Here is a 26,195-nt window from a genome sequence, read left to right as displayed (position 1 = left end):
GCCGGGCTGGACACCGCTGACTGCACGGCAGTAGCGGGCAAACAAGGCGCCACCTACGCGCCAGCGAACTTATTCACTCAACTCATAGTTGCCCTGGCCACCTGCTTCAAGCCATGCTGTTCCGCGCTCGGTAAGGCACCATCGAGGCCCAGTAGCGCCTGCCCCTGATTCGCCCTCACAAATTAGCCCCTGACTGGCGATGGAACGAAGATCAGCAAGGATATTGCCCTCGATGCGGGCACCACGCCGCCCGAGCTTCAGATCAATGGTTCGGGTGTCCCATTTCCCGCCCCCATCACGAATTACTTCAAGAGCCAGAGAGATCGGGATAAGATTCACTACCTCACCTTACACTGGGATGGTACAGGTCAGAGGGTGCACCGGCTCGGGTCAGGCCGTAGTCCACCAGAGACTGCGTGTGTAGCTTGTCCCAGAGTTCATACGAGTCATCGTCGGGTTGTCCGGATGGATACCCCGACTTTCGATACAACACTGATTCGCGAAGCTCATGGGTGTAAAAACGGAGATCGTGCGACGTCGGTGCAAAATCTCCGTTTGAAATGGAACGGAGGCGGTTCAACATGCCTTGCTCGGCCGACTCCAGCGGCCCACCATCGGTGAATGGTTGCAGATGCCGCTCAACCGCATCGACGCCATTCTGCTGAATCTTCGCACGACCCCAGTCCAAGCCGCCGCAGTTGTGGGTGAGGACTGGCGTCTGGCCTGCGACAACGTAGTACGTGTGGTCAGTGTCGACGGTCAGGTTGTAGACCCGCCGCGTCTCAGACCACGACCTGGTACCGGTGACCGTCGCATCCTGATGATCCCCGGTCTCCAACCGATGACCCGGCTTCAGATCAACAGCGTGAGACCACCGCTCTCCGACACCACCCAGAACGGATGCTCATCCGTCGCCACCACCGAGCCACGACCAGCCTCGCTCGCGACACCGACCTCCACCAACGTCCGCAGACTCGCATGCGAACGGGCATCCATTACCACCCGAACCGCAGAACGCCCCGTCGTCGGATCCTTCGCCAGAACCCGATCACCGACCTTCACACCCTTGATCGGCTTCTGCCATGGGGCATGGCTTGAGGATGGGCAGTTGGTCCGGGAGGCCGGGAAGCTGTCGGGGATTCCCGGCGTGATCGTGCAGGGACGGTACGACGCGGTGTTTCTTCCAAAGACGGCCTATGAGCTACGGCAGGCCCGGGCGGACTCGAAGCTGGAGTTGATGGAGGCGGCCGGCCATGCGGTGACGGATCCGGGGATGCTAGCCGCGACCCGGGCCGCGACGGAATCCTTCCGGTCGACGTGGTCGAGGCTCCTAGCCCCAAGTCTTCGGCGATCCCGCACCACAACTCGAACCAGGCCAACTCAGCCTATTGACCGCCTCTTAACACCACCCGTACAACGGCTTCTTTTCATCAAAGATACATTTCTTCTTGAAATAAAGCGAAGGATTTCACCACAGTTACCCCTTTTTCACTAACCAGCCCTCCAAATAGACAGAACGTTTTTTATCATCATAGATCGAACCCTTTTTCTCGAAGTCGATCCAGCAGCGGTACCTGATGCGGCGGACGTGCGATGATCTTATCTTTCTGCCGGTCATAGCTATCAAGGTAAACGCGTACAACATCGTCAACTACATAACTATCCGAATCATCAACGTACAGTGCGTCTATGAGACCCGGCCGAGATAGGTTGATATCAACAATCACGCCCCAGCGGAAGACGGCAGCAACCTTGGCATCCACTAATCGGCCAAGCTGTCGAATTTCGAAGTCAGTCAAGCCATCAGAACTCATCGACCGTCCAGCAGCGTTAGCTTATACCTATTGAGTATGCCGAACAATTCCTTCGACACCCCGACCTCAGAATCTTTCATGCCATTAAGGACAGACTAGGACTTTGGATAGCTATCATAAATCGTTTCTGGTGCAACCCCCAAGACTAGAGATTCAATTCCGGCGCAACCCGAACCGAATTTTCCAAGCCAATCAACAACTAAATAGATTGCACCATCTTCATCAATCCCAAGAAATGACCTACCCTCATCAAGCTCGCCGACAGGGACAATAATTTTCCCAATCAACTGTCCCCATTCAAAAAACCTCCCCTCTTCGCCCAAGCAAAGACTTGGATCGATACTAAAAGCTTCCCTGGCTCGCGAAATACCTTTACCGCTAAATTCAATAGAAATTTTGCCAAACTCAGCCAGAAAAGCTTTTGCCGAATCATGTACCGCAACTCCAGATTCCGTCAGGCGAGCACACCAATCCGCAATATCGACCCTTCTCCCAGGAGTCCATCCTGCCGCAAACAAGGCGTCCTTCGCCTCTGCAGAAAAATCTGTCACTCTAGCCACCTGTTGTGAAATTGAGATTGAAATGTTCACTAAGTGCCCTGCAGCTACTACATGGGCCTATCGGATTTCCGTGTTTTGAGTGCTCGACGCTGCTTCTGATCAAGACCGCAGCGGCATCAGCTCCCACCGGACTTTCCCCGTTGAAGAGCGCCTGCGATAGACAGACGACCAAACCACATTGCCCATGCCCGTTGCCACGCTCCCCGGGCAAAACCGTATTCAACACGACCTGCACGGCCGGGTGTACGCGGACCCTTTCTCCTCGAACGCTAGCACTGCCAAAGATTTGCCCACCAACCAGCTGAATAGCCTCTGCAACAGCAGGCCTCGATGCGTCAGGGCGGATTGTCGCCGAAGCATCTGCTACCCCCTGCGCCGCCCCCAGCGCCCCTCCGTCGCAGTTGTGGGTAAGTACGGGTGCCTGACCTGCGAGGACGTAGTACGTGTGGTCGGTGTCGACGGTCAGGTTGTAGACCCGCCGCGTCTCGGACCACGACCTGGTACCGGTGACGGTGGCGTCTCGGTGGTCCCCGGTCTCCAACCGATGACCCGGCTTCAGATCAACAGCGTGAGACCACCGCTTCTCCGACTCCACCCAAAACGGATGCTCGTCCGTCGCCACCAAGGACCCGCGATCGGCACCACTCGCGACACCGACCTCGACCAACGTCCGCTGGCTCGCATGCGAGCGCGCATCCGTCACCACACGGACAGCGGTACGGCCCGTCGTCGGATCCTTCGCCAGGACCTTGTCCCCGACCCTCACATCCTTGATCGGCTTCCGAGACCCGTCACCCATCACCACCAAGGTGTTCGGATCGAAGCTGTTCTTCTGCGTCACACAGCCCGGATCCGCCCCACCAGACGACTCGTCGTGATGCTTACCCCGACTCTTGTTCCGCCCAGCCAGACCACCCAAGGCAGACAGAAGATCATCAGGAGAAGCACCCGACTGAGCAATCTCCGACACCGCCGTCACAGTCTCCGCGACGTTCTGGACGACAGCCCCGTCCCCCACCACCTGCTTCTTGAAAAAGTCGAAAACCCGGCCGGAATCCTGAACGTCCGCCTTGAACGCCTGCACCACCCGCGCCGGCATCAACGGAGACGACGACACCAGATCCGTCCCCTTGAACACCGGCTTCAACGCCGCCTTCAACGCCGGAATCGGATTCCGCTTCGCCGTCCGCTCCGCGGCACCCCGCGCAGCAGCCGCAGCCGCCTTCTTCTTCGCCAAGATCGCCGCAGCCCGCCGAGCGGCCGCCGCAGCAGCCGCGGCCGCCGCCTTTCGGGCAGCCGCGACCGCGGAAGCCTTGCGTGCGGCAGACGCAGCGGCGTCACCAGCGGTTCGACGAGCCGCACCGGCGACATCATCGCCATAGCGGCGGCCGAGACCGATCGCATCATCAGCATGACGACCCGCCCGGCGACCGCCGCCGATGAAGTCACCCGCCTTTCGGGCCCACTTCGCCGCGGTCGCGGCGTTGCCACCGAACGGGATGGCGCCCGCGGCCGACCACGCGGCATTCTCCCAGTCACCCTCCACCGCGTAGATCGCGGCGTTCGCCAGGTCGGCGATCTCGCCGATCCCGGGGATCATGCCCGCCACGTCCAGGGCGGTGTGCACGATGCCACCCGCCTTGTCCCACAGGTCACTGAACCAACCGTGACCGTCAGGGTCGAAGTAGTTCAGCGGCGAGCCGAGGACGTACGAATACCGATTGGCGCTGATCGACGGCGAGAACGGCAGATCGATGCTGTCGCGGGAGGCGAAGGTACCGGAACCCGGCTGGTACCACCGCGCTCCCATGTTGACGTTCCCGTTGTCGGGATCCGTCCAGTCGCCCTGGAAACCGACCGACCGTTGGACACCTGTCGACGCGATCCGCTTGCCGTACGGGTCGTACGCCGTCGAGTCGACGACGCCTCCGGACGCGGGCGCCAACGCGCCGATGACATCGCCGTGCCGATCGGAAAGCGTGAGCCTGGAGTCGGTTCCCTGCGAAAGCGACACCAGTGAGCCATCAGGCCCGCGGCCGAACCGCGAGACGCCGTCGCTGACAGTGTCCCGTTCCATTCCCGCGTAGGAGAACTTCTGTCCGCCTCGGGTCGCGAGCCGGTCGAAGTCGTCATACGTGTATTCGGTCGTGCCGAACTTGACCAGCCTGTCGAAGGCGTCGAAGGAGTACTTCTCCTCCATGCCGGACGACGTGCGTGAACTCAGCGAACCGCGCGGCGAGTAGGCGTACGTGTAGTCGCCATCGGCGAGGACGCGGTTCCGCTCGTCGTAGGTCGCGTTCTTGTCACCCGCCTTGACGCGGTTGCCCGTGTCGTCCCAGCCGTACTCGGTCGCCTTGCCTACCGGGTCGGTCCAGGAGAGCATCCGCCCCTGGTAGTCATACGAATAGCTGTTCTGACCGGAGCCCGCCAATCCCGCGGTCGTCTTCGTCTTGACCCGGTCGTTCGGGTCGTAGGTGTAGGCGACGGACGAGAGAACCGTCCCGTTCGCTTCCTTCAGGACATCGGACTTCGGCCGCGCCAGGTTGTCGTAGTCGTAGGTACGGACACGGCCGGCGCCGTAGTCGACCGTCTTGACCTTCCCTGCCTCGTTGTAGCCGTAGGTCAGCACGCCGCCGGTCGCACCGTCGGTGACGGTGTTCAGGCGCCCCTTGAGGTAGCCGTATCGGGTCGTGCCCGCGGCATCCGTCCGGGTGGTGACGCGTCCGGCGGTGTCGTATTCGAAGGACGACGCACCGGAAGTACCGGTCGCGGTCAGCAGACCACCGCGATCGTTGTAGGTGTACGCGTTGCTCCCCGCCACCCGCAGACGACCGTCGGCGTCGTAGGTCCGTGTCTTGTCGGCGGTTTGTGTCTCGGCGCCCGAGCCGGTCTCCGTCACCATCCGGTTCAGGGCGTCGAAGGTCCGATCGCGGTTAACGTTCCCCGGCGCGGTCAAGCGCGTCGCGTTGCCCGCCGCGTCATAGGACTGTGTCCAGGTCCGGTCCGCTGCCGCGGGATGCGCTGCGGTGGACGGCTCGATCACCGATTCCGGCAGGTTCAGGCTGTTGTAGGTGAAGACGGTCTTGTTCGTCCGGCCGTCGGTGAACCTGGTGCGATTCCCGGCGGCGTCGTAGCCGAACGACGTCGTGATCGTCTTTCCGTCCGCGACAGGCTCGACCTGACCGGACAGCCGGTTCGCCGCGTCGTAGGAGAAAGTCGTGACGCGCTTCTCCCAGTCCTCCGCCGTCTTCACGTTGCCGGCCGGGTCGTAAGTGAACTTGCGCTCCCGCAGCACCGGCTGCGAGCCCGTCCACTGCCCGTCGACGTCGAACTCGGAGATCCTGCGGCCCGCCAGGTCGTAGTTGAGCCGTTTCGTGGCACCCGCACCATCGCTCGCCCGGACGAGACGTCCCTGCCGGTCGTAACCCCGCTGAGTCGTGACGCCTGCCGGGTCGACCGCGGTGATCAGCTGGTTCAGCTTGTCGTAGGTGCTCAGGATCTTCTCGCCGGCCGGGTTCTCGACCGACACGACGTTGCCCGCGTCGTCGTTCCGGTACCGCGTGGTGTGCGAAGTCGGGTTGGGGAACCGTTCCACCGCGGTCGATGTCACCTTGCGACCCAGTTCGTCATAGGTCGCTTCGACCCGGGCGCCTGTCGGCGAAGTCGCGGACAGCGGCAGGCCGGTCGTCGTGTACGAGTACTTCCAGACCCCGGCGGCCGTGCCACCGTCCTGCGGGTCGTGCCGTTCCAGCAGCCTGCCCAGCTGATCGTACCGGAGCTCGGTCGCGTGCTGACGGGCGTCGATCTGCTTGATCACCCGCCCCATGGCGTCGTAGCGGATCTCCTTGGTCGGTGTGATCGGCGCCGTGGCACCGGGCGGCGTGTACGAGGGCATGCTCGCCTTCACTAGCTGCCCGAGCTTGTCGTATTCCGCCGTCGTCACCCGGCCGAGCGGATCCTTCGTCTGCGTGACCGAGCCGAAGGTGTCGTATCCGGTGACCATCGTCGCCCGGATGTCTGCCGGTGCACCGCCGTTCGATTCGGTGCGGACTCGCGGACCGGTGGCCTGGATGGGCCTGGCAAGTTCGTCGTACTTCATCGTCGTGGTGTAGTCGGGCAACGACGGATTCCCACGAGGATCCGTCACCGCCGTCGGCATACCACGCTCGTCGTAGGCCCACTGGGTGACCAGCCGCTCCAGACCATTGTGGACGGTTTGCTTGATCCGCTGACCGGAGGCGTTGTATTCGAACTCGGTGACCTCGGCGGTGTTCACCTGCCCGCCACCGGTGTTCGAGGGGTTACCGGACTTCTCGGTGCGGATCACGTTGCCACTGCGGTCGTAGATCAGCCTCGTGCTGCGGTCGAGCTTGCCGGGGTCTTCCCTGGTCTGGATGAGCCTGCTCACGACGTCGTAGTCGTAGGTCGTAGTCCGGTTGCCCGCGGTGGTCTGCTTGGTCAGGTTCCCGGCACCGTCGTAGCTGTTGTTCTCCAGTACGAGGTCGCGAACGTATCCGGTGACAGGATCCTGGTAACCCTCCGCCACGACCTGAGCGACCAGATCGTTGGCGTAGTAGTTGTTCCGTGTCTTGCGGCCCATCGCGTCGGTGTGCAGGATCTGCCGCCCGGACTCGTCGTACCGGAACGACTCGAGCACCGTCGGCTTCGAATTCGCCGGATCGGTGTCACCCTCGCCGTCACCGGGGCGACCGTCGCCACCGGCCGGGTCGACCACGCCACCGTGCCAATCGTGCAGCCGTATTTCGGCGACCTCGTTGCGGGCCGTATAGGCATAGGACCGCTTCACACCACTGGCATCGATCTCGAACATCCGGTTGCCGAAGATGTCGAAGCCGTACCGCGTCTCCTTGCCCTCGGGGTTGACGAGATTCACCAGCCGCCCGTGCTCGTCGTACTCGCGGGCGGTGACACGGGCCGGATCGCCACCGAGGACGTCGGTGGTCTCCTCCCGCTTGACGTTGCCGTCCTCGTCGTAGTCCGTGACAGTCCGCGCCTGATGTTTGACGCCAGTGACACTGTTCGTGGTCGCGGGTCCTGTCTCCGCGATCACTCTGGACAGCGCGTCGTACTCATATGTGGTCGTGATGCCGTCGGGGAACGCGTCCACATAGATCGTGGATGACGTCCGTCTTCCCCCCACGTCATAAACGAAGCGCGTGCGCATACCGGACTGCTGATGGATCTCGCCGAGATCGCCCGATTTGTAGTACCGGTAGTTCGTGTTTTCACCCGTGGCCCCGACGGTGTTCAGGAGCAGGTCTGCGGGAACAGGGGACTGCGCGTCGTCGAGCGACTGCTCGGTGCCCGTGGTGTAGGTGTGCGTGACCTTCCCACCGTCAGGCATCTCCTGGGTGAGGAGATCGCCCTTGGCGTTGTAGGTGTACGTCGTCAGGTATCGGTTGTCGCTCGCGTTCGTCGACCTGCCGTCCCGGCTCCACAAGACCTTGTCGTTGGACGGATCGAGTGGATTCGTGGAGTTGAGGTAGTAGCCGAAGTATTCGGTCTGGCACGTCCCGACCATCAAACAGGTCTGCTTGCTGACCACGTTGCCGCGTTGGTCGAAGCCGAGCGTGACCTTGTTGAGGTTCTCGGAGACGATCGTGTTCTGATTGCCTTCGTCGTCGTAGTCGTAGGTCCGGATCCCGTAGCCGATCTCGCCGGCGGGCTGGCCGATCTGATCCTCCGGGCGCACGCCGAGCCCCAGCGGAGTGACCGTCCTCAGGATCCGGCCCCGGACCGGGTCGTAGTCGAAGGTGTGGTTACGGTTCCCAGGGTCGGCGAACTGGACGGTGCGGATCAGGTTGTTGTCCTCACCGGTGATCACCGGGACGCCCAGCCGCCATTTCCCGCCGTTGCGGTCGGTGTAGGTCTTGACCCGCTCACTGACCGTGTCGTACTCCACCTCCGCGGCGATCCTGCCGCTGGGCAAGACGATCTTGCTCAGTCCTTCCGAAGGCTGGGCGGCCTGGAAGTGTTCGCGGACCGCGTTGTCCCCGAGGGGTTTGGTGAAGATGGCGACCTCGTCGATCGCCCCGGCGAAGTAGCCGTGGTCGTTGGCCGGCTTGGCGGGCCAGTTACCCGAGATGAAGCCCGCTCCCACGTATGCCTTGGTCTGGTTGCCGTGGTCGATCACCCCCTGTTTCGACGCGACCTGGACGCCGTCCAGGTAGAGCCATTGGGTCGCAAGCGAGCCGGAAAGCACTACGTGGTGCCACTTGTTGTCGTTGACCACGCCCGGGGTGACCATTGGAGCGGTCGTACCGTCCGCGAACTGACCGTGGAGTTTGCCGTTCGTACCGACGTACAGCGCCGGCGTGTAGGCGTTCTGGACGGTGCCGACAAGATCGTTCTGCTGATAGCCGAGCAGAACCCCGGAACCGCTGGTCTTGAACCACAGTTCGACCGCGAGGTCCCTGCTCTTCTTGACGGCACCGTCCGGCAGCTGGACTGAAGAGGACGAACCGTTGAACGTCGCGGCGCTGTCCGCCGACCCAGGAACCGCACCCGGTGCCCCGAGTACGACGTTCTTGTACTTGCCGTTGTCCTTGCCCCGGTTAAGCGCGACCTGGCTGACCGCGACGTCCCCGGTCTGGTCACCGAGCCGCCAGTACCCATCCGGTGTCGTGTCGTTGACGACCGTGCGGAAGCGGGACTGATCGACGTAGTCGTAACGAGTACTGTTCCCCCTCGGGTCTTCGACACGCCGCAGACGGTTTCCTTCGTAGAAGTACTTCCACTGCCGTATCTGCCCGTTGACCTCGGTCGCGAACACGTGGCTGACCTTGCGGTCCTGGATCTGGAAGACGATCTGGCGCTTGCTGGCGATATCCAGCACGCGGACAGGGGTATCCCCATCCCAGAACAGGATCACGCCGCGTCCGACACCGTCGGTGTATCCGGTGAGCTTGCCGGTCGCGTCGAACTGGTACGTGGTCGCCGACTTGTCGGTCAGGGTCCACCCACCCTCCGGCACGGACTTGAAAGCGGCGAACCGGCCTTGCGGCGGTGCATAGGTGCCGTCCGGGTTGAGTCCGAACCGCATCTGCTGGCCGTCGGGATAGGTGACGAGGACGTTCCCCACGTAGTCTCTGACCACTCGCATGTCGTACTTCGTCGCCCAACCGGTGCCGAACCAATGGTCGCGACGGGGATCCAGCGTGTTGTAAGTCCGGATCACACTCAGGTCGGGGCCCGCCGTGGGGATCTGGATGTCGACCGCGCTGGAGTAATAGTTTCCGACCATCGGATCGAAGTCACGGTCGGATCCGCTGTGCGGTGTCATGGCCATATGCGAGGTGATCGCCGGCTGCGGGACGGCGCTCAAGATGGCGCTGAACGGCAGCGCCTCGCTTTCGCTGTTGCCGTCGAACGCGAACGAACGCCAGAGATAGATCTTGTTCCAGAACAGCTTCTTGTCCGGAACAGTCCACGTTGGACTCGTCTGACGCTCCGAACTGAAGCATTTGACGGGTGTCTCGTCCGGACCCTCTTCACACACCTCGAACCGGTACTTCAAGGTGCTGCCCGCGGGAGGGTCGACATCGATCCCGTTCGCCCACAACTGCGGGGTCAAGGTCTGGACGGAGGCTCCGTTGGGCGGGTACTGCTGCTTGATGAACGGCGGCACGTCGTACACGTCGAGCCCGAGACGTGCCGGCGCGACCTGGTGATCGGTGAAGTAGTCGCCCGGTTTGCGCAGCATGCTGAAGTCGAGCAGGTAACTGCCGACACCGATGGCTTTGATCTCGGCGTCGAGCGTGACGGACGCACCTCGCGCCACATCACCGGGAAGCTCCGCGGCCACGTGCGAATCGCGCAGGGTCCCACTCCGGTCGTAAATGCGGTAGCCCAGCGCGAAGTCGTTGCGCGACCACGCTTGCGCGCTACGGTTGGTCACGGTGATCTTGACCTTGCCCGGAGTGACCCGGGTAACCGGCGGTTCCGGGGTGGCACGGTCGATGCGGTAATCGGCGTTGTAGGGCGAGTGCGTCACGTACAGCCGCGGTGGGTTGGCCGTTCCGGACCCGGTGAAGCGTTTCCACGCCGCCGGGTCGGTCGGCGCCTGAAGAGAGAGACCGTGGTTGGGCGAGCCACTCGCCCATTGCTGGACGAGGTCACGGCCTCCGACACCCAGATCGATCAGCTCGTGCGCCGTCGGGCAGTTGGACCGGGTCGCCAAGGGCGCCATGTACCCGTGCGAGAAGACTCCTCCACCCAGCGCTGCGCCGATCGGGGGCGTCCCGGAAGAACCCCAGTCCGCGGTGACGGGGTGCACCGACATCGGGCGCGGTGTGCAGGAACCGGACCAGAAGTTGGTCAGCTGCAGCTGGGCGGCGAAGATCCGGTTGTCCTTCAGGTCGCCACCGATGCCGCCGAACCTCAGGAAGCTCGAGGCCGTCTTGCCCCCGCTGCGGCCGATGCGCAGCTCGTTAAGGTTCGTGTAGCGCGCGCCGTTCTCGACCACCATGTTGCCGGTGCTGACCGACTCCTTGACCACGGTCGGGTCCACCTGCACGGGGTAGACCCGGGCCGGGTCACGCAGCCACGCGGAGTCGAGCTCTACCCGGAGGATCTGCTTCCCGTCACGGTTTCCGAGCCGATAGGTGACGCGATGGGAGGTCGCGGGTTCGCCGCTTTCCTGGCGACTGGAGTCGATCATGTAGCCGGCCGGGACGCGCAGGACGACCACACCCGCCTGGTCGACGAAGACGATCTGACCTTCTGCGACCTTCGCCTCGAGCCCCTTCAAGCCGAGAGCGAACTCCCATGCGTGAGGAGCGTCGGGGCTCTTGAGCACGAACCATTCCTTGGCCGCGCCCGCGGTGAACTCGACCCGCATGTCGGCGTTCGACAGGACATCGGGATAGCCGACCGCGTTGCCTTCCGCGCGTCCGGCTGCCGCTCGGGCACCGAGCAAGGTGAAGGCTGCCTCGTGCCCCGCGGCATCACTGACCCGCATCGAGCCGCTCGTCTGCCCCATGTGGACCTGGAGTTCGTCGCCCGCTTTACGCCATCCACCCGCTTGATCGGGGACCGCGGCGGTGTCGACGGGGCCATAGCCACCCCCGGGCAGTAGGAAGTTCAACGGGTCGTGGCCGTACACGGTGGTCTGCGTGCCGTCAGGGTTGGCGTAGACGCTGCTGTGCGTGGTGCGCTGCTGGGGTAGTTCCTTGCTGGCTTGTGCATCGAAACCGCGGACCTGGGCGGCGGGCGGCGGGACGGCCTTCGCGCTGCTGCGCTTGTCCGCGGCGGGCTCGGGGAAGGTCAGCGGCGGATACTTCGACTGAAGTGAAGCGGCTGTCGCCCTGTTGACCGCCGGCGCGGCCGCGCTGTCGGGTGTGGGCCGGTCCGGAACGCCCTCGGCGGAACCCGATTGCTGCTTCGGTGCGTCCGCCGCCGCGGCGGCTCCTGCTTCGTCCGACGACGGGAAACGCTGCGAAGCCGCCGGCCCCAGCGTCGCGACCAAGGCGACGATCAACAGCAATGCGAGCGTCACCCGGAGTCTTGCGCGCAGGACAGGTCTACGACGGATCCGCTTCATGACTTCCCCCCTAGGGATGCCCACCCAGGACAGCCCTCGGCCTTTTCAGAGCAGGTCGGCGAGTCGATATTGCTGGGCTTTGAGAAGTCCGACAAGACCTTTTGTCGATTTTGGACCGAATGGCCGTGCCTGAATGGACATCCGGACTTGTCCACCAGGGCATCGAACGCTCGTTCGACGCAAAGATTCCAGCGTTAGCCGAAGATGAGGTTTATCACAGGCCGTCGTGGACTGCACGGGATCACACTTTCAGCCGAATGACGGGACCTTGACCAGGCGCTAGCGTCCGGCATGCTCATAGCCAGAAAACGAGGGCGCTGGGGGCGGAACGTCGCGTCGCGTTGCAGAATGAGCAACTCGCGATTTTTGTGCGTTCGTGAGCACTTTCCGCACATGGCACTCTCCGCACTCGGAGAAAGAAGGTCCAATGCGGACTCGAAGATCCCTGGTCGTCTCCGCGGCCGCCACCGCCCTGTTGGGCACGGTGGTCGTCACGGCGCCCGCGGCACACGCCGCGCCGGTGCTACCCGGAGAATTCGTCTTGCTCGACACTCCCACCGGCCAGCAGGCCGGAGAACTCACCGACGCCGCCTACCTTCCGGACGGAAGTGTCCTGAGCACCGGCCGTCTGGGAACCGTTCATCTGACACCACAGGGCGGCCAACCGACCCAGATCGCGTCACTCCCGGTGTTCACGTCCGGCTCGCTCGGCCTCACCGGAATCGCGGTGGCACCTGACTTCACCACCAGTCGAACGGTCTATACCACCAGGGCGTTGTCGACCGGTACGTCCACTCAGGTGTTCCGCCTCAGTAAATGGCAGGCCGACGGGACGGGTGCACCGACCGGTCTGGTGAAGGAAGCCCCGCTTCTCGAGTTCCCGGTGAACGCCGACAACAAGGGCATCCAGGATGTCGTGGTCGAGCCGTCGGGCGACACGCTCTGGGTCGCGGTGGGTGACAACTCCGTCGTCCGGCCGACAGACGGGGCGACCAAGGACAACGTGGACAAGTTCGCGCTGCGCGCGTTGGATCCGGCAGAGCCGACTGGGAAAGTGCTGCGTATCGACACCAGCGGCCAAGGCCTGTCCACGAATCCGTACTACGAGGCGGGATCCTCCGGCTCGTGGCGAAGCCGCAACTACGTCAGCGGGCTGCGTGATCCGCGAATCGCGCTGGACCCTCGAGGCGGGGTGATCGTCACGGACACCGGCTGGGGCGCGCGCCACGAGGTCAACCTCGCGTTCGCCGGGCAGAACCTCAAATGGCCGTGCTGGGAAGGAACCACCCGGGCACCGGGCTATCGCGACCTACCGGAATGCGCCAATGTCGCCAATGCCGGGCCACTCGCCGAATCCGTGCATGGAACCGCGGATACCTTGGTCGGCGGAGTCGCTTACACCGGAACCTCCTATCCCGCCACGTACCGGGGAATTCATTTCGTAGCCAACAAGGGTGCACATTCGCTCTCGACCCTGGCCTTCGACTCGAACGGCCGGGCGACGCAGCAGATCACCGCCCTCGCCACCGATATCGGTGACCCTGTCGCCGTATTGACGGCACCGAACGGCGACATAGTCGTGGCTGACGCCGCTTCCGCCAAGATGCGCAGGCTGAGCTACAAACCTGCCAACAAGGCCCCGGTCGCTGCCTTCACCGCGACGGTCGCTCCGGCGACGAAGACGATCTCGTTCGACGCGAGTGGGTCACATGACCCGGACCTCGAGTCCCTCGGCTACCAGTGGGCCTTCGGTGACGGTGCCACCGGCAGCGGTCGCACGACGGAACACACGTACTCGGCTACAGAGCCGGTGACGGTCACGCTGACGGTGAGCGATCCCCACGGCGCTGTGGCGAACTACAGTCAGACCTTCTTGCCCGGCGAGGCCGGTCCCACCGTCTCACTGACGGCTCCCGGCGACGCGACCGTCTTCTCAGCGGGGGAATCGGTGCACCTCGCCGCATCGGCGAACGATGGCACAGATGGGCCGCTCACCGTCGCCTGGCGAGCCGACCGGCTGCACTGCCCCCGAAGCAGCACGTGCGAAGTCAGCTCCCTGCGAACGGGTACAGGTCCGACCTTCTCGTTCCTTTTCCCCTCGGAAACCGACACCCAGGTCGTGGTGACGGCGACGGCGGTGAACGGCCGCAACGTGGCCGCGGGACAGCGGTACGTCGTGAACCCGCGAACCGCCCGGTTCAGCATCGCGGGCAGTCGTCCGGCGCGGATCAAGATCGGGGCGCACGAAGACACGAACCGGCTGGTGACCGTGGGCGCCGCCGTCCAGGTATCCGCCCCGACAACATCGCTCGACCGAGCGAACTTCACCAAGTGGGCCGACAACCAGAGCACGGACCCGACACGGCAGATCGTCATGCCCGCGAGCGGACTGGCACTCCGCGCGGACTACCAGACACCCATCCAGAAACGTTACGCGGACGAGGCCCCTCTCCGGACTCTCGTGGGCACTCCGGTAGGGCTGGAGCTCATAGAAGGTGACGGGCACTGGCAGCTGTACACCTCGGGCCGTTTGTACTGGACGGAGCAGCACGGCGTCAGAGCCGTCGCCGGGGAGATCCTGACCAAGTACGTCACGCTCGGGGCGCATTCCTTCCTGGGGTCGCCGAAATCCGACGAACTCGTGGCCAGGGCGGGCAATGGCCGCTACAACGACTTCGTGGGCGGTCCGACCACCGGTGCCGGGTCGATCTATTGGACTTCCAGTATCGGGGCCATGGCCATCCATGGCGATATCCGGGCGAAGTGGCAGGCGACCAACGGCGAGGCCGGGCCGCTCGGTTTCCCGACCACCGACCAGCTGACGACGCCGGACGGGATCGGCCGCGTCAACCACTTCTACAACAACAACGCCTCGATCTACTGGACCGCGGCGACCGGCGCCCACTACGTGATGGGCAGTATCTGGCAGAAGTGGCGTTCACTGGGTTGGGAAGTGTTCTTCGGTTACCCGACCACCGACGAGGTGGCCACGCCGGACAATGTCGGCCGGTACACCCACTTCAGCGGGAACGGCTCGATCTACTGGTCGGCGTCGACGGGTGCCTTCGAAGTGCACGGTTCGATCCGCGACCGATTCGCGGCGACCGGCTGGCAGACCGGTGTCGGCTACCCGATCACCGACGAGACGTGGACGCCGGGAAGCAGGGGCAAGTACAACCACTTCCGCCAGGGCGGCTTCGAGCACTCGATCTACTGGCGTTCGGGAACGAGTGTCGCCTGGGAGGTCAAGGGAATGATCCGGCTGCGATGGCGGGACCTCGGCTGGGAGACGTCGTATCTCGGCTTCCCCACCAGCGGCGAGTACAACATCCCGACCGGTAAGCGCAGTGACTTCCAGTTCGGCTACATCACCTACAACGGATCGACGGGAGCGATCGAAGACCGTCGGTACTGAGTGAAACCTGAGCGCCGGTGCGGCTTTCGGGTCGCACCGGCGTTTTCACAACCGTCCGCCCGAAGTCGTGTCGCCGGAAAGACGTTGCGCCGGATAGAGCGGTACCGTCGAAGCCAGGATCAGCACCGCCGCGACCACGTTGACGATCGGTGCCTGGTTCGGCCGGAAGAGGTTGTTCAGGATCCAGATCGGCAGGGTCTCCAGTCCGGTCCCGAGGGTGAACGTCGTGACGATGATTTCGTCGAACGACAGCGCGAAGGCCAGTAGGCCGCCGGCCCGCAGGGCCGAACTCCGCATCGGAAAAGTGACCAGCCGGAACGTCGTGAGCCCGTCGGCGCCGAGGTCCATCGACGCCTCTTCGAGGTTACCGCCCATGCGCCGCGGCCGCGCGACGACGTTGTTGAACACCACCACGATGCAGAACGTCGCGTGCGCGACGATCGCGGTGAACAGGCCGAGGTCGACGCCGAGGATCGTCCGGAACGCGTTGTTCAGCGCGATGCCGGTGATGACGCCGGGCAGTGCGATCGGCAGGATGATCAGCAGCGACACCTGGTTGCGGCCGAAGAACCGGTACTTCTGGAGCGCGAACGCCGCCATCGTACCGAGTACCAAGGCGATCGCGGTGGTCGCGGCCCGGCCCCACCATTCGAGGGTGAAGCTCGACGGCGGCCAGCCGAAGGTGGTGTCCGCGTTGAAGGAATTGAGCAGCACCACCAGCAGCGGGAAATAGATGACCGCGAGGCCGAGTACGAGTGCCGCCAACAGCAGGTATTTGGTCGTCCGGGAAAGCCGCATCGCGCGCTCCTACAGGTTGTCCAGCGCGCCCGTGCAGCGCACGGCGGCGAGGTAGGCGAGCATGATCACCACGGGGACGGTCGCGACGGTCGCCGCGAACGGCAGGTTGTTGGCCGCGCCGATGTTGTCGTAGACGACGTTGCCGAGCATCTGCGACGTGCCTCCGACGATCTTGACCGCGATGTAGTCGCCCAGCGACAGGGAAAACGTGAAGATCGACCCGGCGACGACGGCGGGGAACGTCACCGGCAAGACCACCGACCGGAAAGTCCTGAACGGTCTCGCGCCGAGGTTTCCGGAAGCGTCCACCGGGGAGTTCGGCAGCCGCTCCAGACCAGCGTAGATCGGCAGGATCATGTACGGCAGCCACAGATACGACAAGGTGATCACGTCGCGAGCACGCCGTAGCCCGGGGTGTCGAGGCCGAACGTGTTCAGCAGCCAGTGCAGGACTCCGTTGCCGGACAACTGGGCCTGGGGCGTAAGGCGATAGCAAAGGTCCCTTGCTCCCTTTTGGGGCGGCGAGGGAGCTGAACAGATAAGTCCATAGGTCAAATGTCAACACGATGGGGCAAGATTGGTTCCATCGGGTAGTAGTTCAGGCGAAGGGCCACCATGCGTAAGGGGATGTCGCACAGCGCGCGGTCAGCGATGTTCGCGCCACTCGACCAGATCGGCCGGGCGGAAGCGGTCACCGCGCGGCTGGTCGACGCCATCACGCTCGGACTGCTGGCCGACTCGGAACAGCTGCCGAGCGAAGCCGAACTGGCCGCGCAGTTCGGCGTCTCCACCGTGACCGTTCGCGAAGCGCTCGTGGCCTTGCGACAACAGGGCCTTGTCGAGACGCGACGTGGGCGAGGCGGCGGAAGCTTTGTGAGGACGCCTGTGGATCCTTCGGCCGCTTCGTGGCGAGAACGCCTTCGCACGGTTTCGCTGTCGGATCTGCGCGACGTCGGCGACCACTATTTGGCCATCGCCGGCGCCGCGGCCAAACTCGCCGCCGAGCGGAGTTCGCCCGAGGACATCGAGCGGCTCGAGCTGGCGACCGAAGACATCCGCATCGCGACAGGCGCGGAAGCGTCGCGAGCCGAACGCCAATTCCACCTCGAAGTCGCCGCGGCCGCGCAGTCATCCCGGCTGACCAGGGAGGAAGTGCAGTTACAGAGCGAACGGGGCGGGCTGCTCTGGCTGCCGCTCGAACCGCACGGCACCCGAGAGAACGCCTACGCCGAACACCGCGCGATCACCGCCGCCATCGCACAGGGCGACGGCGTACTGGCCAGGAAACTCACCGAGGAACACATCCTCGAGGCGATAGACCGGCTGGCGGGCGTGCATTTGGACCTTCTGGCCCCTTAAGCTGCGGCATCCGCGCATCCGAGGTGAGCATCGTGAACGACACACCGTCCGGTTCCGAAGTCGTCGGACAGGTATCCGCCTTGGTCGAGGACGTCTTCGGGCGGTTGAAGCCGGTACTGGCCGTCACCGAGGCGCTGCTGGCCGCCTCCGGCGATGCCACCGCCGACGACCTGACCCGGCTCCGTCCGCAGGTCTTCGACGTCCTCGGCGGCCTGGTCGTGGGTGCCGGGTTCATCAGCGCGCCGAACGCGCTGGCCGATCAGGAATTCGGCTTCGAATGGTGGACCGAGACCGGCGACGCCGAACCCGTGCGGCTGGTCATCAGCCTCGACCCGGCCGGCGACCACTTCCTCGACTACACCCGGCAATCATGGTTCACCGTCCCGCGTGACACCGGCCGCCGTCACCTCAACGGCCCGTACGTCGACTACCTCTGCACCGACGAGTACACGCTGACCTTCACCGTCCCGGTCCAGCGGAACGGTTCGTTCGCGGGGGTCGTCGGCGCGGACGTCCACGTGCGCGAGGTCGAGCGCCTGTTGCAGCCGAAACTGCACGCGCTCGGCGGCCGCGCGGCGCTGGTCAACGCACAGGGCAGGGTGATCGTGTCGAACAACGCGCGCCAGGCGACCGGCTCGCTCGTGCGCGACGTCGACGTCCCGGCGTGGTGGTCTTCCGGCGCGGAGCCGGTCACCACCGAGAACGGCGCCACGCTGCGACGCTGCGGGGATTCGCCGATCGCTCTGGTCAGGTCCGGGGGTTGACCTGCAGCGCGAGCCAGAATTCGGCGCGCACACCGGGGGAATCGAGGTCGCGGCCGGTCAGTTCGGCGACCTTGCGCACGCGGTTGCGCAGGGTGTGTCGGTGCACGCCGAGCCGCGCGGACGCCAGATCCCAGTGACCGTGGTGTTCGAGCCAGCAGGTCAGTGACGCGACCAGCTCGCCACGCCCGGTTTCGTCGTGCTGCCGCAACGGCGCCAGCAGACTGTCCGAAAACGCCTGCGCCGCTTGGGAACCGACCATCTCCAGGAAGCCGCGCCCGGCGTGTTCCGCGAACCGGACCAACGGCGCCCGCTCGGCCTTCGCCGCTTCCGCCGCCTGCTTCGCCTGACGGAGCCCCACCGGGAAATCCACTGTGGACACAGCGTCGGACAGCCCGGCGTGCAGCCCTCCGATACGGGAAGCCAACCGCGAGACCGCCTCCACGTCCCCGAGCGCGACGACGAACGCGCCGGACTCACCGAAGAACACCTTCTCTCCGGGCGCTTCGGCGTCGAGCGCGTCGGCGAGCGAACGGCGGGCCGCGGCGGGACCGGTGACGGCGAGGACCGGCCACGGCGGTTCCGGCACACCGCCCCAGAGCGACTTCATCGTCCGTGTGGCGAGTTCGGCGTGCCCTGCGGTGAGCAGGTCGCACAGTCCTGACCTCAGCCGCCGCACGGCGTCCACGTGCTCACGGTTCTGTTCCAGCGCAAGGGAAAGCAAGGACACGGCGGTGTTGACGATGTGCTGCCCCGCGGCATCGAGCGGCTCGCGGGTGCCGACGGCGAGCACACCGCGCGCACGGGTGTCGAGCGTCTGCAGGACGACCTCGTACTCCCCCGCCACCGTCACCAGCGTGCCCGCCCGCAGCCGCGCGAAGTCATCCTGGATTTCGTCGGCGAAGGGTCTCGCGGAAGGCGAAGCCTCAGTGACCGCACCGGACGAGTCGAGCAGGAGCACCCAGCCGTCGACCAGTTTCGCCAGTTTGCGCACCACTCCACCAGGACCGCCCTTGCCGACGGCGGTCCTGGTCAGTTCCTGCTGTCCCTTGCCGGTGCGCACGAGCGAGGCGTACTCGTCGGCGGCCACCGCCCTGGAGACCGCGCGCGTGATCGCGATGAACGGCGTCCTCCTCGGCACTTCGAGTACCGGGAGCCCCACCTCTTCGGCGGTGTCCACAAGAGACCACGGGATGGTTTCGTGGCTGAGGCCGACTCCGAATCCGAGCCCCGCCACCCCCGCGTCGACGAGCCGCCGGACGTACTCCGGCGCCGTGGTCTCATCGAGTGAGAGACCGGTGGTGAGCAGCAGTTCGCCGCCTTCGAGGAAGGCCTGCGGATCGGTCAGTTCGGTGGGGTGGACCCAGCCGATCGGCCGGTCGAGCCCGCTCTCGGCCGCACGCACCCGCAGGCCCAGCGGGCGTTCGGCCACGAGGGCGCGGAGCGTCAGTGCCATGTTGTCCAAGTCTACGCCTCGATATGGACAAGATGTCAAGCTGACGCGGACCGGCCCGGCTCTCATCCTGGAGAGCGACCCCGTCCCTCGCGTCCGCAGGAGTCTGGCCGTGACCGTCACCACCGAAACCCAGCGCAGGCTGCGCACCGAGATCCCCGGCCCCGCCTCGCGAGCCTTGCAGGAACGCCGCGCCGGCGTCGTCGCCGCGGGCGTGAGCTCGGTGCTGCCCGTCTACATCACCTCGGCCGAGGGTGGCCTGCTCACCGACGCCGACGGCAACGTCCTCATCGACTTCGGTTCCGGCATCGCGGTGACCAACGTCGGCCACGCCGCCCCCGCCGTCGTGGACCGCGTCCGTGAGCAGGTGGGCCTGTTCACGCACACGTGTTTCATGGTCACGCCGTACGAGGGGTACGTCGAGGTGTGCGAAGCACTCGACAAGCTGACGCCAGGCACCCACGAGAAGCGTTCGGTGCTGTTCAACTCCGGCGCCGAGGCCGTCGAGAACGCGGTGAAGATCGCCCGCGCCGCGACCGGCCGCCAGGCGGTCGTCGTGTTCGACCACGCCTACCACGGCCGCACCAACCTGACGATGGCGCTGACCGCGAAGTCCGTCCCCTACAAGCACGGTTTCGGCCCGTTCGCGCCCGAGGTCTACCGGGTGCCGGGGTCGTACCCGTTCCGCGACGGCCTGTCCGGTCCCGAAGCGGCACGCATCGCCATCGACCGCATCGAGAAGCAGATCGGCGGCGACCAGGTCGCGGCCGTCGTCCTCGAACCGGTGCAGGGTGAGGGCGGGTTCATCGAGCCCGCGCCCGGTTTCCTGCCCGCGCTCTCCCGCTGGTGCACCGAGAACGGCGTCGTGTTCGTCGCGGACGAGGTGCAGACCGGCTTCTGCCGCACCGGCGAGTGGTTCGCGTCCACGCACGAAGAGGTCGTGCCCGATCTGATCGCGACCGCCAAGGGCATCGCGGGCGGGCTGCCCCTTGCCGCCGTCACCGGCCGCGCGGAGCTGCTCGACGCCGTCCCGCCGGGCGGGCTCGGCGGAACCTACGGCGGCAACCCGATCGCGTGTGCCGCGGCGCTCGGCTCGATCGAGGTCATGCGCAAGGAAAACCTCGCGGCGTCGGCGAAACGCATCGAGGACGCCGTGCTGCCGCGGCTGCGGGCGCTGGCCGAGGAGACCGGCGTGATCGGCGACGTCCGCGGCCGCGGCGCGATGCTGGCCGCCGAGTTCGTCAAGCCCGGCACCACCGAACCCGACGCCGACCTGACCAAACGGGTCGCGCGAGCCTGCCACCAGGCCGGGGTCGTCGTCCTCACCTGCGGCACCTACGGCAACGTCGTCCGGCTGCTGCCGCCGCTGTCCCTGTCCACCGAACTGCTCGACGAGGGCTTGACCGTCCTGGAGCACGCTGTCCGTACGGAGGCTTCCAAGTGAGTACCTTTCCCTTCTGGGTAGCCGGAAAGCCGGTCACCAGCGACGAGACCGTCGTCGTCCGCCATTCCTTCGACGGCAGCGAGGCGGGCTCGCACCACGTTCCGTCCTCTTCGGACATCGAGACCGCCGTGCAGGCGGCGCACGACGTCTCCGACGAGTTCGCGACGCTGCCCGCGCACGTCCGGGCTGGCGCGTTGGACCACGTGTCCCGAGTTTTGGGTGAGCGGTCCGAAGAGCTCGCGCAGCTGATCACCGCCGAGTCCGGCAAGCCGCTGAAGTGGTCGCGTGGCGAGATCGGGCGCGCGGCGTCGACGTTCCGCTGGGCCGCCGAGGAGGCGCGCCGGTTCTCCGGTGACCTGCAGCGGCTCGACACCGACCCGGGCGGCACCGGACGGCTCGCGCTCGTGCGGCGCGTGCCGAAGGGGCCGGTGCTGGGCATCACGCCGTTCAACTTCCCGCTGAACCTGGTGGCGCACAAGGTCGCCCCCGCGATCGCGGTCGGCGCGCCGATCGTGCTCAAGCCCGCGCCCGCGACGCCGCTGACCGCGCTGCTGCTCGGCGAAATCCTGGCCGAGACCGATCTTCCGGCCGGGAGCTGGTCGATCCTCCCGGTCGGCAACGAGGAATCGGCCCGGCTGGTCTCCGATCCGCGGCTGCCGGTGGTGTCGTTCACCGGTTCCGTGCCGGTGGGCTGGGGCATCCGCGACAGTGTGCCGCGCAAACACGTCGCGCTCGAACTCGGCGGCAACGCGGCGGTGCTCGTCTGTCCTGATTGGACGGACTTGGACTTCGCGGCGCAGCGTATCGCGACCTTCGCGATGTACCAGGCCGGACAGTCGTGCATCTCGGTGCAGCGGGTGTACGCGCACGCCGACGTCTACGAAGAGCTTCAGGCGAAGGTGCTGGAGCAGGTGCGCGCGCTCGGGACCGGCAACCCGCGGGCGGACGGCGTGGACGTCGGGCCGCTGATCAACACCGCCGCGGCCGAGCGGGTCGAATCGTGGGTCGCGGCCGCCGTCGACGCCGGTGGCGAGCTGCTGACCGGCGGCAAGCGTGACGGCGCGACCGTCGAGCCGACCGTGCTCGCGAACGTGCCGGAAGACGCGTCGGTGATGGCCGACGAGGTCTTCGGTCCGGTCGTGTCGATCACGCGGGTGGAGTCGGTGGAGGACGGCGTACGCCGGATCAACGACTCGCGCTTCGGGCTTCAGGCGGGCGTGTTCACCCGCGACCTGCCGACCGCGTTCGATGTGTCCGCGAAGCTGCGCGTCGGCGGCGTGCTCGTCGGGGACGTGCCGAGCTTCCGGGCCGACCAGATGCCCTACGGCGGTGTGAAGGACTCCGGCGTCGGCCGCGAGGGCCCCGCGTCGGCGATGGCCGACTTCACCGAGGAGCGCGTCACCGTCCTGACCGGCCTGACCCTCTGACCCTCTCGCGTTTCGTCCTCTAGTTGCGGTGGTTCGTGGCGCGAACTACCGCAACTAGAGGACGAGTTGCGTGAGGTGGGAGTGGGCTTCGACGAGCGAAGGGCCGTACCAGGTTAGGTGACGTCCGGAGACGAGGACGTACTTCGCGCCGGGGAACGCTTCGGGACCGTCGTCCGCGGTGAACTCGTAGGGCTCATCAGGCAGTACGAGCAGATTCGCGTCTTCGTCCGCGAAGCGCGCTTGGATCGCATCGAGCTTCGGACGCGGGTAGCGCTCTTCGTCGTCCACGTAGGCGTTGCCGATTCCGACGCGATGCAGGACGTCACCGCCGAAAGTGTCGCGGCCGAGCACGATCCACGGCTTCCGCCACACGGGGACGACCGCCCGGAACCGCTCCGGCAGGGTCTCCCGCCACACCTCTTCGGCCTCGACCAGCCACTCCGGCTCGGTGAGGTCGTAGGCCTGCGTCAGTATCCGCCGGATCGAGGCGAGCGCGCCGGGTACGGTCGCCGACGCCTCCATCACCCAGACCGCAATCCCGTTGGCACGTAAGCGTTCCACGTCCTCCGGCCGGTTCTCCTCGGAGTTGGCCAGCACCAGATCCGGCGCGAGTTCGAGCACTTTGTCCACATTCGGGTACTTCGAACCCCCTACCCTCGGGACGTCCAAATCAACCGGGTGGGTGCAGTAGTCGGTGGCGCCCGCGAGCCTTCCCGGCGCGCTCACCTCGACGGCCTCGGTCAACGACGGCACGAGCGAAACCACCCGCGACGCCGGTTCGCGCAGCGGGACCACTTCGCCGAGATCGTCGATCATGCGCGCTCGAAGGACAGTTTCCGCTTGGTGACGTCCACCGCGGTGAGCCGGACGCGGATCCGCTCGCCCTCGGGCAGTTTTTCGCCCGTGCACTTGGACATCACCGGCGGATCCTCGACGAGGATCTCGGCCTTGGCCTCGTCCGCGCGCAGGACGATCGCGCCGAACTCGCCGCCGATGTGCTCGGCCATCACCCAGGCCTCGACCTGGTCGATGCAGGCACGTTCGACCTTCGCCGCCAGCGTGTCGGACGCGGTCATCAACTGGGGCACTTCGGACAGCGCCGCGCGGACCCACGCGGGCACGTCGCGGCCGGCGCTCACGGCGAGACAGATCTCGGTGGCGAACCGGTCGACCAGGCGCCGGATCGGCGCGGTGACGTGGGCATACGCGCCGCCGATCCCGGCGTGCGTGGTCAAAGCGGGCAGCTCACCGTCGAACGCGGTGTACCCAGCGCCCCGCAAAAGCCTGGTGGTGTCGGCGAAAAGCGCCATGGAAGCGGGCTGGCCGGGATCCAGCGCGGCCAGGAACTCCGACACACTCGCACCCTCGGGCCACTCGATGTTCAGCGCCTGCGCGGACCGCCGCAGCCACTCGATCGCTTCGGCGTCGGGCTGGGGCAGCGTGCGCAGGACGCCGATCTTGGCATCGATCATGATCTTGGCCGCCGCCATCCCGGTGAGCAGCGAGATCTCGGCGTTCCACGCGTCGACGTCGTTGCGCGGCCGCTGGACCAGTGCCCAGCCGCCGTCGGGATCGCCGTTGATCTCCTGCTCCGGCAACTGGAGTTCGACGGCGCCGCGCCGGACCGCGAGTTCGCGGCGCAGGCGGCCGAGTTCCGGCAGCGCGGCGACCGACGGATGGGGATTCCCCGCGTCGATCGAGGCCTGGACGGTCTCGTAGTCGAACTGTTCGCCTGACCGGACCAGCGCCCGGCGGACGTTGGTGGCGGTCGGTTCGCCCTGGGCGTCGACGTCGATGGTCCACAGCACCGCGGGCCGGATCTCCCCCGGCAGCAGGCTCGCCGCGCCTTCGGACAACACCGGTGGGTGAAGCGGGACGTTGCCGTCGGGCAGGTAGAGCGTCTGACCCCGGCGGCGTGCCTCCTTGTCGAGCGCGCCACCCGGCGGGATGAACGCCGCCAGATCGGCGATCGCGTAGTGCACCCGGAAGCCGCCGCCCTCGGCGCGCTCGATCAGCACCGCCTGGTCGAGGTCCTTCGAGCCGGGCGGATCGATGGTGACGAAGGGCAGACCGGTGGCGTCCTCGCGTTCCCCCGCCGACTCGAGCGGGTCGACCACCGCCGTCTCCGCCTCGGCGAGCACGTCGGGCCCGAACGTCTCCGGCAGCGAGAACTCGGCTCGCAGGCGACCGAAGTCCCCTCCGGCCGTGTGTGTCCTGATCACGAGTGGAGGCACCACCCAACCCTATCCCGATCCGGCCCGGTTGATCGCCCGTTCGGGCGCGGGCCGGTCGGGTGTAGGTTACGAGCCGAAATGAAAACCGATACCCTTTTCAAAACGACAGGAAGGGCCGAGGCGTGAAGATCGCGTTCGTCGGGAAGGGCGGCAGCGGCAAGACCACGCTGGCGTCGCTGTTCACCGCGTACCTGGCCGGGGCCGGGAAACCGGTACTGGCGATCGACGCGGACATCAACCAGCATCTCGCCGTCGCGCTCGGCGCGAGCGAGGAAGAGGCCATCGCGTGGCCGACGCTGGGCGACAACATGGGCCTGATCAAGGACTACCTGCGCGGCGACAACCCGCGGATCGCCGACGCGGCCTCGATGATCAAGACGACCCCGCCGGGTCGCGGGTCGCGGCTGGTCCGGCCGTTCGAGGACAACCCGATTTTCCAGGCCTGTTTCCGCGACTTCGGCGGCGTGCGGCTCGGCGTCACCGGGCAGTTCGACGAGGACGACCTCGGTGTCGCCTGCTACCACTCGAAGGTCGGCGCGGCGGAACTGCTGCTGAACCACATGGTCGACGACGCGGGCGAATACGTGGTCATGGACATGACCGCCGGCGCCGACGCGTTCGCGTCCGGGCTGTTCACGCGGTTCGATGTGACGTTCCTGGTGTGCGAGCCGACCGTCCGCAGCGTCGGCGTGTACCGGCAGTACGCCGACTACGCGCGGGACTTCGGGGTGCGGCTGGTCGTCGTGGGGAACAAGGTGACCGAGGACGAGGACATCGAGTTCCTGCGCGACGAGGTCGGCGACGCCCTGCTGGGCTGGATGGAGAACTCGCGGCATGTCCGCGCCGCCGAACGCGGCCGCGCGCGCCCGATCGGCGAACTCGAGGCGCACAACCTCGGGACGCTGGGCTCGATGCTCACGACCGTCGACGCCGAGCGGCGGGACTGGGCTCGCTATCAGCGTCAGGGCGTCGAGTTCCACCTGCGCAACGCGCGGGCGTGGGGCAGCGGGCGAGCGGGGGAAGACCTCACCGCCCAGGTGGATCCGGGGTTCGTGCTGGGACCGGTGCTGGCCGGGCAGGACGCCTGAGTTTCTGCGTTGGGTGAAGTGAACAGCAGCAAGGGACCTTTGCTATCGCTTGCTTAGCATGCCTACGTAAGCGATAGCAAAGGTCCCTTGCTTCCTTTCCGCAGGTCAGCGAGGTATAGGGGTAGAGCGCAGGGCGTAGGCGGACGCTCCGCGAAGGCCGAGCATGCGAAGCGCGTGTACGGACCCACGCGAGAAGACTGCCGATGTCCTGGATCCCTCACGGACCCCTTCCCCAGTACATAAAGGACCCCTTCATGTACCTAGGCGCAAGGAAGGGGGCC

Annotated in this window: 15 protein-coding genes and 2 pseudogenes; 7 read left to right on the top strand and 10 right to left on the bottom strand. The window is 65.9% G+C overall.

The features are described from left to right. Window positions 1-343: 343 nt before the first annotated feature. Window positions 344-838 carry a hypothetical protein gene (locus tag BS329_RS23675; RefSeq protein ID WP_076163400.1) on the bottom strand — a complete coding sequence of 165 codons (495 nt, stop codon included), beginning with the start codon at window positions 836-838 and terminating at the stop codon, window positions 344-346. Window positions 839-852: 14 nt separating this feature from the next. Further along, complete coding sequence (locus tag BS329_RS43485) at window positions 853-1,062, bottom strand: hypothetical protein (protein WP_158075826.1); 210 nt, start codon at window positions 1,060-1,062, stop codon at window positions 853-855. Window positions 1,063-1,075: 13 nt separating this feature from the next. Between BS329_RS43485 and BS329_RS44690 the strand changes: the two are divergent. Further along, window positions 1,076-1,315, top strand: a pseudogene (locus tag BS329_RS44690) (prolyl aminopeptidase); the annotation flags it as partial. A 214-nt stretch (window positions 1,316-1,529) separates the two neighbouring features. Here the strand turns inward: BS329_RS44690 and BS329_RS42750 are convergent. From BS329_RS42750 to BS329_RS23665, 3 genes are all read right to left on the bottom strand, one after another. After that, window positions 1,530-1,814 carry a hypothetical protein gene (locus BS329_RS42750; protein ID WP_143253156.1) on the bottom strand — a complete coding sequence of 95 codons (285 nt, stop codon included), beginning with the start codon at window positions 1,812-1,814 and terminating at the stop codon, window positions 1,530-1,532. A gap of 95 nt (window positions 1,815-1,909) precedes the next feature. Then, a complete protein-coding gene (locus BS329_RS23670; RefSeq protein ID WP_158075825.1) occupies window positions 1,910-2,365 on the bottom strand; it encodes an SUKH-3 domain-containing protein in 456 nt (151 codons plus the stop codon). A gap of 1 nt (window position 2,366) precedes the next feature. After that, on the bottom strand, window positions 2,367-11,891 hold the full coding sequence (locus tag BS329_RS23665) for an RHS repeat-associated core domain-containing protein (protein ID WP_076163398.1): 9,525 nt from the start codon (window positions 11,889-11,891) through the stop codon (window positions 2,367-2,369). A 472-nt stretch (window positions 11,892-12,363) separates the two neighbouring features. Here BS329_RS23665 and BS329_RS23660 point away from each other — a divergent pair, with 472 nt between their 5' ends. Next, the gene (locus tag BS329_RS23660; RefSeq protein ID WP_076163397.1) at window positions 12,364-15,351 is read left to right on the top strand and encodes a PQQ-dependent sugar dehydrogenase; all 2,988 of its coding nucleotides are present in this window, start codon (window positions 12,364-12,366) and stop codon (window positions 15,349-15,351) included. 45 nt (window positions 15,352-15,396) lie between these two features. Here the strand turns inward: BS329_RS23660 and BS329_RS23655 are convergent, their stop codons facing one another. Both BS329_RS23655 and BS329_RS23650 read right to left on the bottom strand, forming a co-directional pair. Then, window positions 15,397-16,149, bottom strand: coding sequence for an ABC transporter permease (locus tag BS329_RS23655; protein ID WP_076163396.1), 753 nt, complete (start codon window positions 16,147-16,149; stop codon window positions 15,397-15,399). A 9-nt stretch (window positions 16,150-16,158) separates the two neighbouring features. After that, a pseudogene (locus BS329_RS23650) lies at window positions 16,159-16,625 on the bottom strand (ABC transporter permease); the annotation flags it as partial. Between the two features lie 138 nt (window positions 16,626-16,763). Here BS329_RS23650 and BS329_RS23645 point away from each other — a divergent pair. Both BS329_RS23645 and BS329_RS23640 read left to right on the top strand, forming a co-directional pair. Further along, window positions 16,764-17,507, top strand: a complete 744-nt coding sequence (locus tag BS329_RS23645) for a FadR/GntR family transcriptional regulator (RefSeq protein ID WP_076163395.1) — start codon at window positions 16,764-16,766, stop codon at window positions 17,505-17,507. 32 nt (window positions 17,508-17,539) lie between these two features. Further along, window positions 17,540-18,271 (top strand): cache domain-containing protein, encoded by a 732-nt coding sequence (locus BS329_RS23640; RefSeq protein WP_076163394.1) that lies wholly within the window; start codon window positions 17,540-17,542, stop codon window positions 18,269-18,271. Here the strand turns inward: BS329_RS23640 and BS329_RS23635 are convergent. Further along, window positions 18,255-19,724: a PucR family transcriptional regulator gene (locus tag BS329_RS23635; protein ID WP_076163393.1), complete on the bottom strand. Its 1,470-nt coding sequence runs from the start codon at window positions 19,722-19,724 to the stop codon at window positions 18,255-18,257. The two genes, BS329_RS23640 and BS329_RS23635, sit on opposite strands and share 17 nt — an antisense overlap. A 109-nt stretch (window positions 19,725-19,833) precedes the next feature. Here BS329_RS23635 and gabT point away from each other — a divergent pair, with 109 nt between their 5' ends. Beyond that, window positions 19,834-21,165, top strand: a complete 1,332-nt coding sequence (gabT, locus tag BS329_RS23630; RefSeq protein WP_076163392.1) for a 4-aminobutyrate--2-oxoglutarate transaminase — start codon at window positions 19,834-19,836, stop codon at window positions 21,163-21,165. Then, window positions 21,162-22,592, top strand: a complete 1,431-nt coding sequence (locus BS329_RS23625; RefSeq protein WP_076163391.1) for an aldehyde dehydrogenase family protein — start codon at window positions 21,162-21,164, stop codon at window positions 22,590-22,592. The genes gabT and BS329_RS23625 overlap by 4 nt, the downstream gene beginning before the upstream one ends. 54 nt (window positions 22,593-22,646) lie before the next feature. Here BS329_RS23625 and BS329_RS23620 read toward each other — a convergent pair whose 3' ends face one another. Both BS329_RS23620 and BS329_RS23615 read right to left on the bottom strand, forming a co-directional pair. Beyond that, window positions 22,647-23,408, bottom strand: a complete 762-nt coding sequence (locus tag BS329_RS23620; protein WP_076163390.1) for a helical backbone metal receptor — start codon at window positions 23,406-23,408, stop codon at window positions 22,647-22,649. Continuing rightward, window positions 23,405-24,814 carry an RNB domain-containing ribonuclease gene (locus tag BS329_RS23615; RefSeq protein ID WP_076163469.1) on the bottom strand — a complete coding sequence of 470 codons (1,410 nt, stop codon included), beginning with the start codon at window positions 24,812-24,814 and terminating at the stop codon, window positions 23,405-23,407. The genes BS329_RS23620 and BS329_RS23615 overlap by 4 nt, the downstream gene beginning before the upstream one ends. Before the next feature lie 134 nt (window positions 24,815-24,948). On the opposite strand from BS329_RS23615, the gene BS329_RS23610 reads away from it, so the two are divergent. Beyond that, the gene (locus BS329_RS23610) at window positions 24,949-25,914 is read left to right on the top strand and encodes an ATP-binding protein (RefSeq protein ID WP_076163389.1); all 966 of its coding nucleotides are present in this window, start codon (window positions 24,949-24,951) and stop codon (window positions 25,912-25,914) included. The last annotated feature ends 281 nt before the right edge of the window (window positions 25,915-26,195 follow it).

It is taken from the genome of Amycolatopsis coloradensis (assembly GCF_001953865.1).
Lineage (GTDB): Bacteria > Actinomycetota > Actinomycetes > Mycobacteriales > Pseudonocardiaceae > Amycolatopsis > Amycolatopsis coloradensis.
The sequence above is the reverse complement of the archived record's forward strand: the minus strand, read 5'-3'. Positions and strand labels throughout refer to the sequence as shown.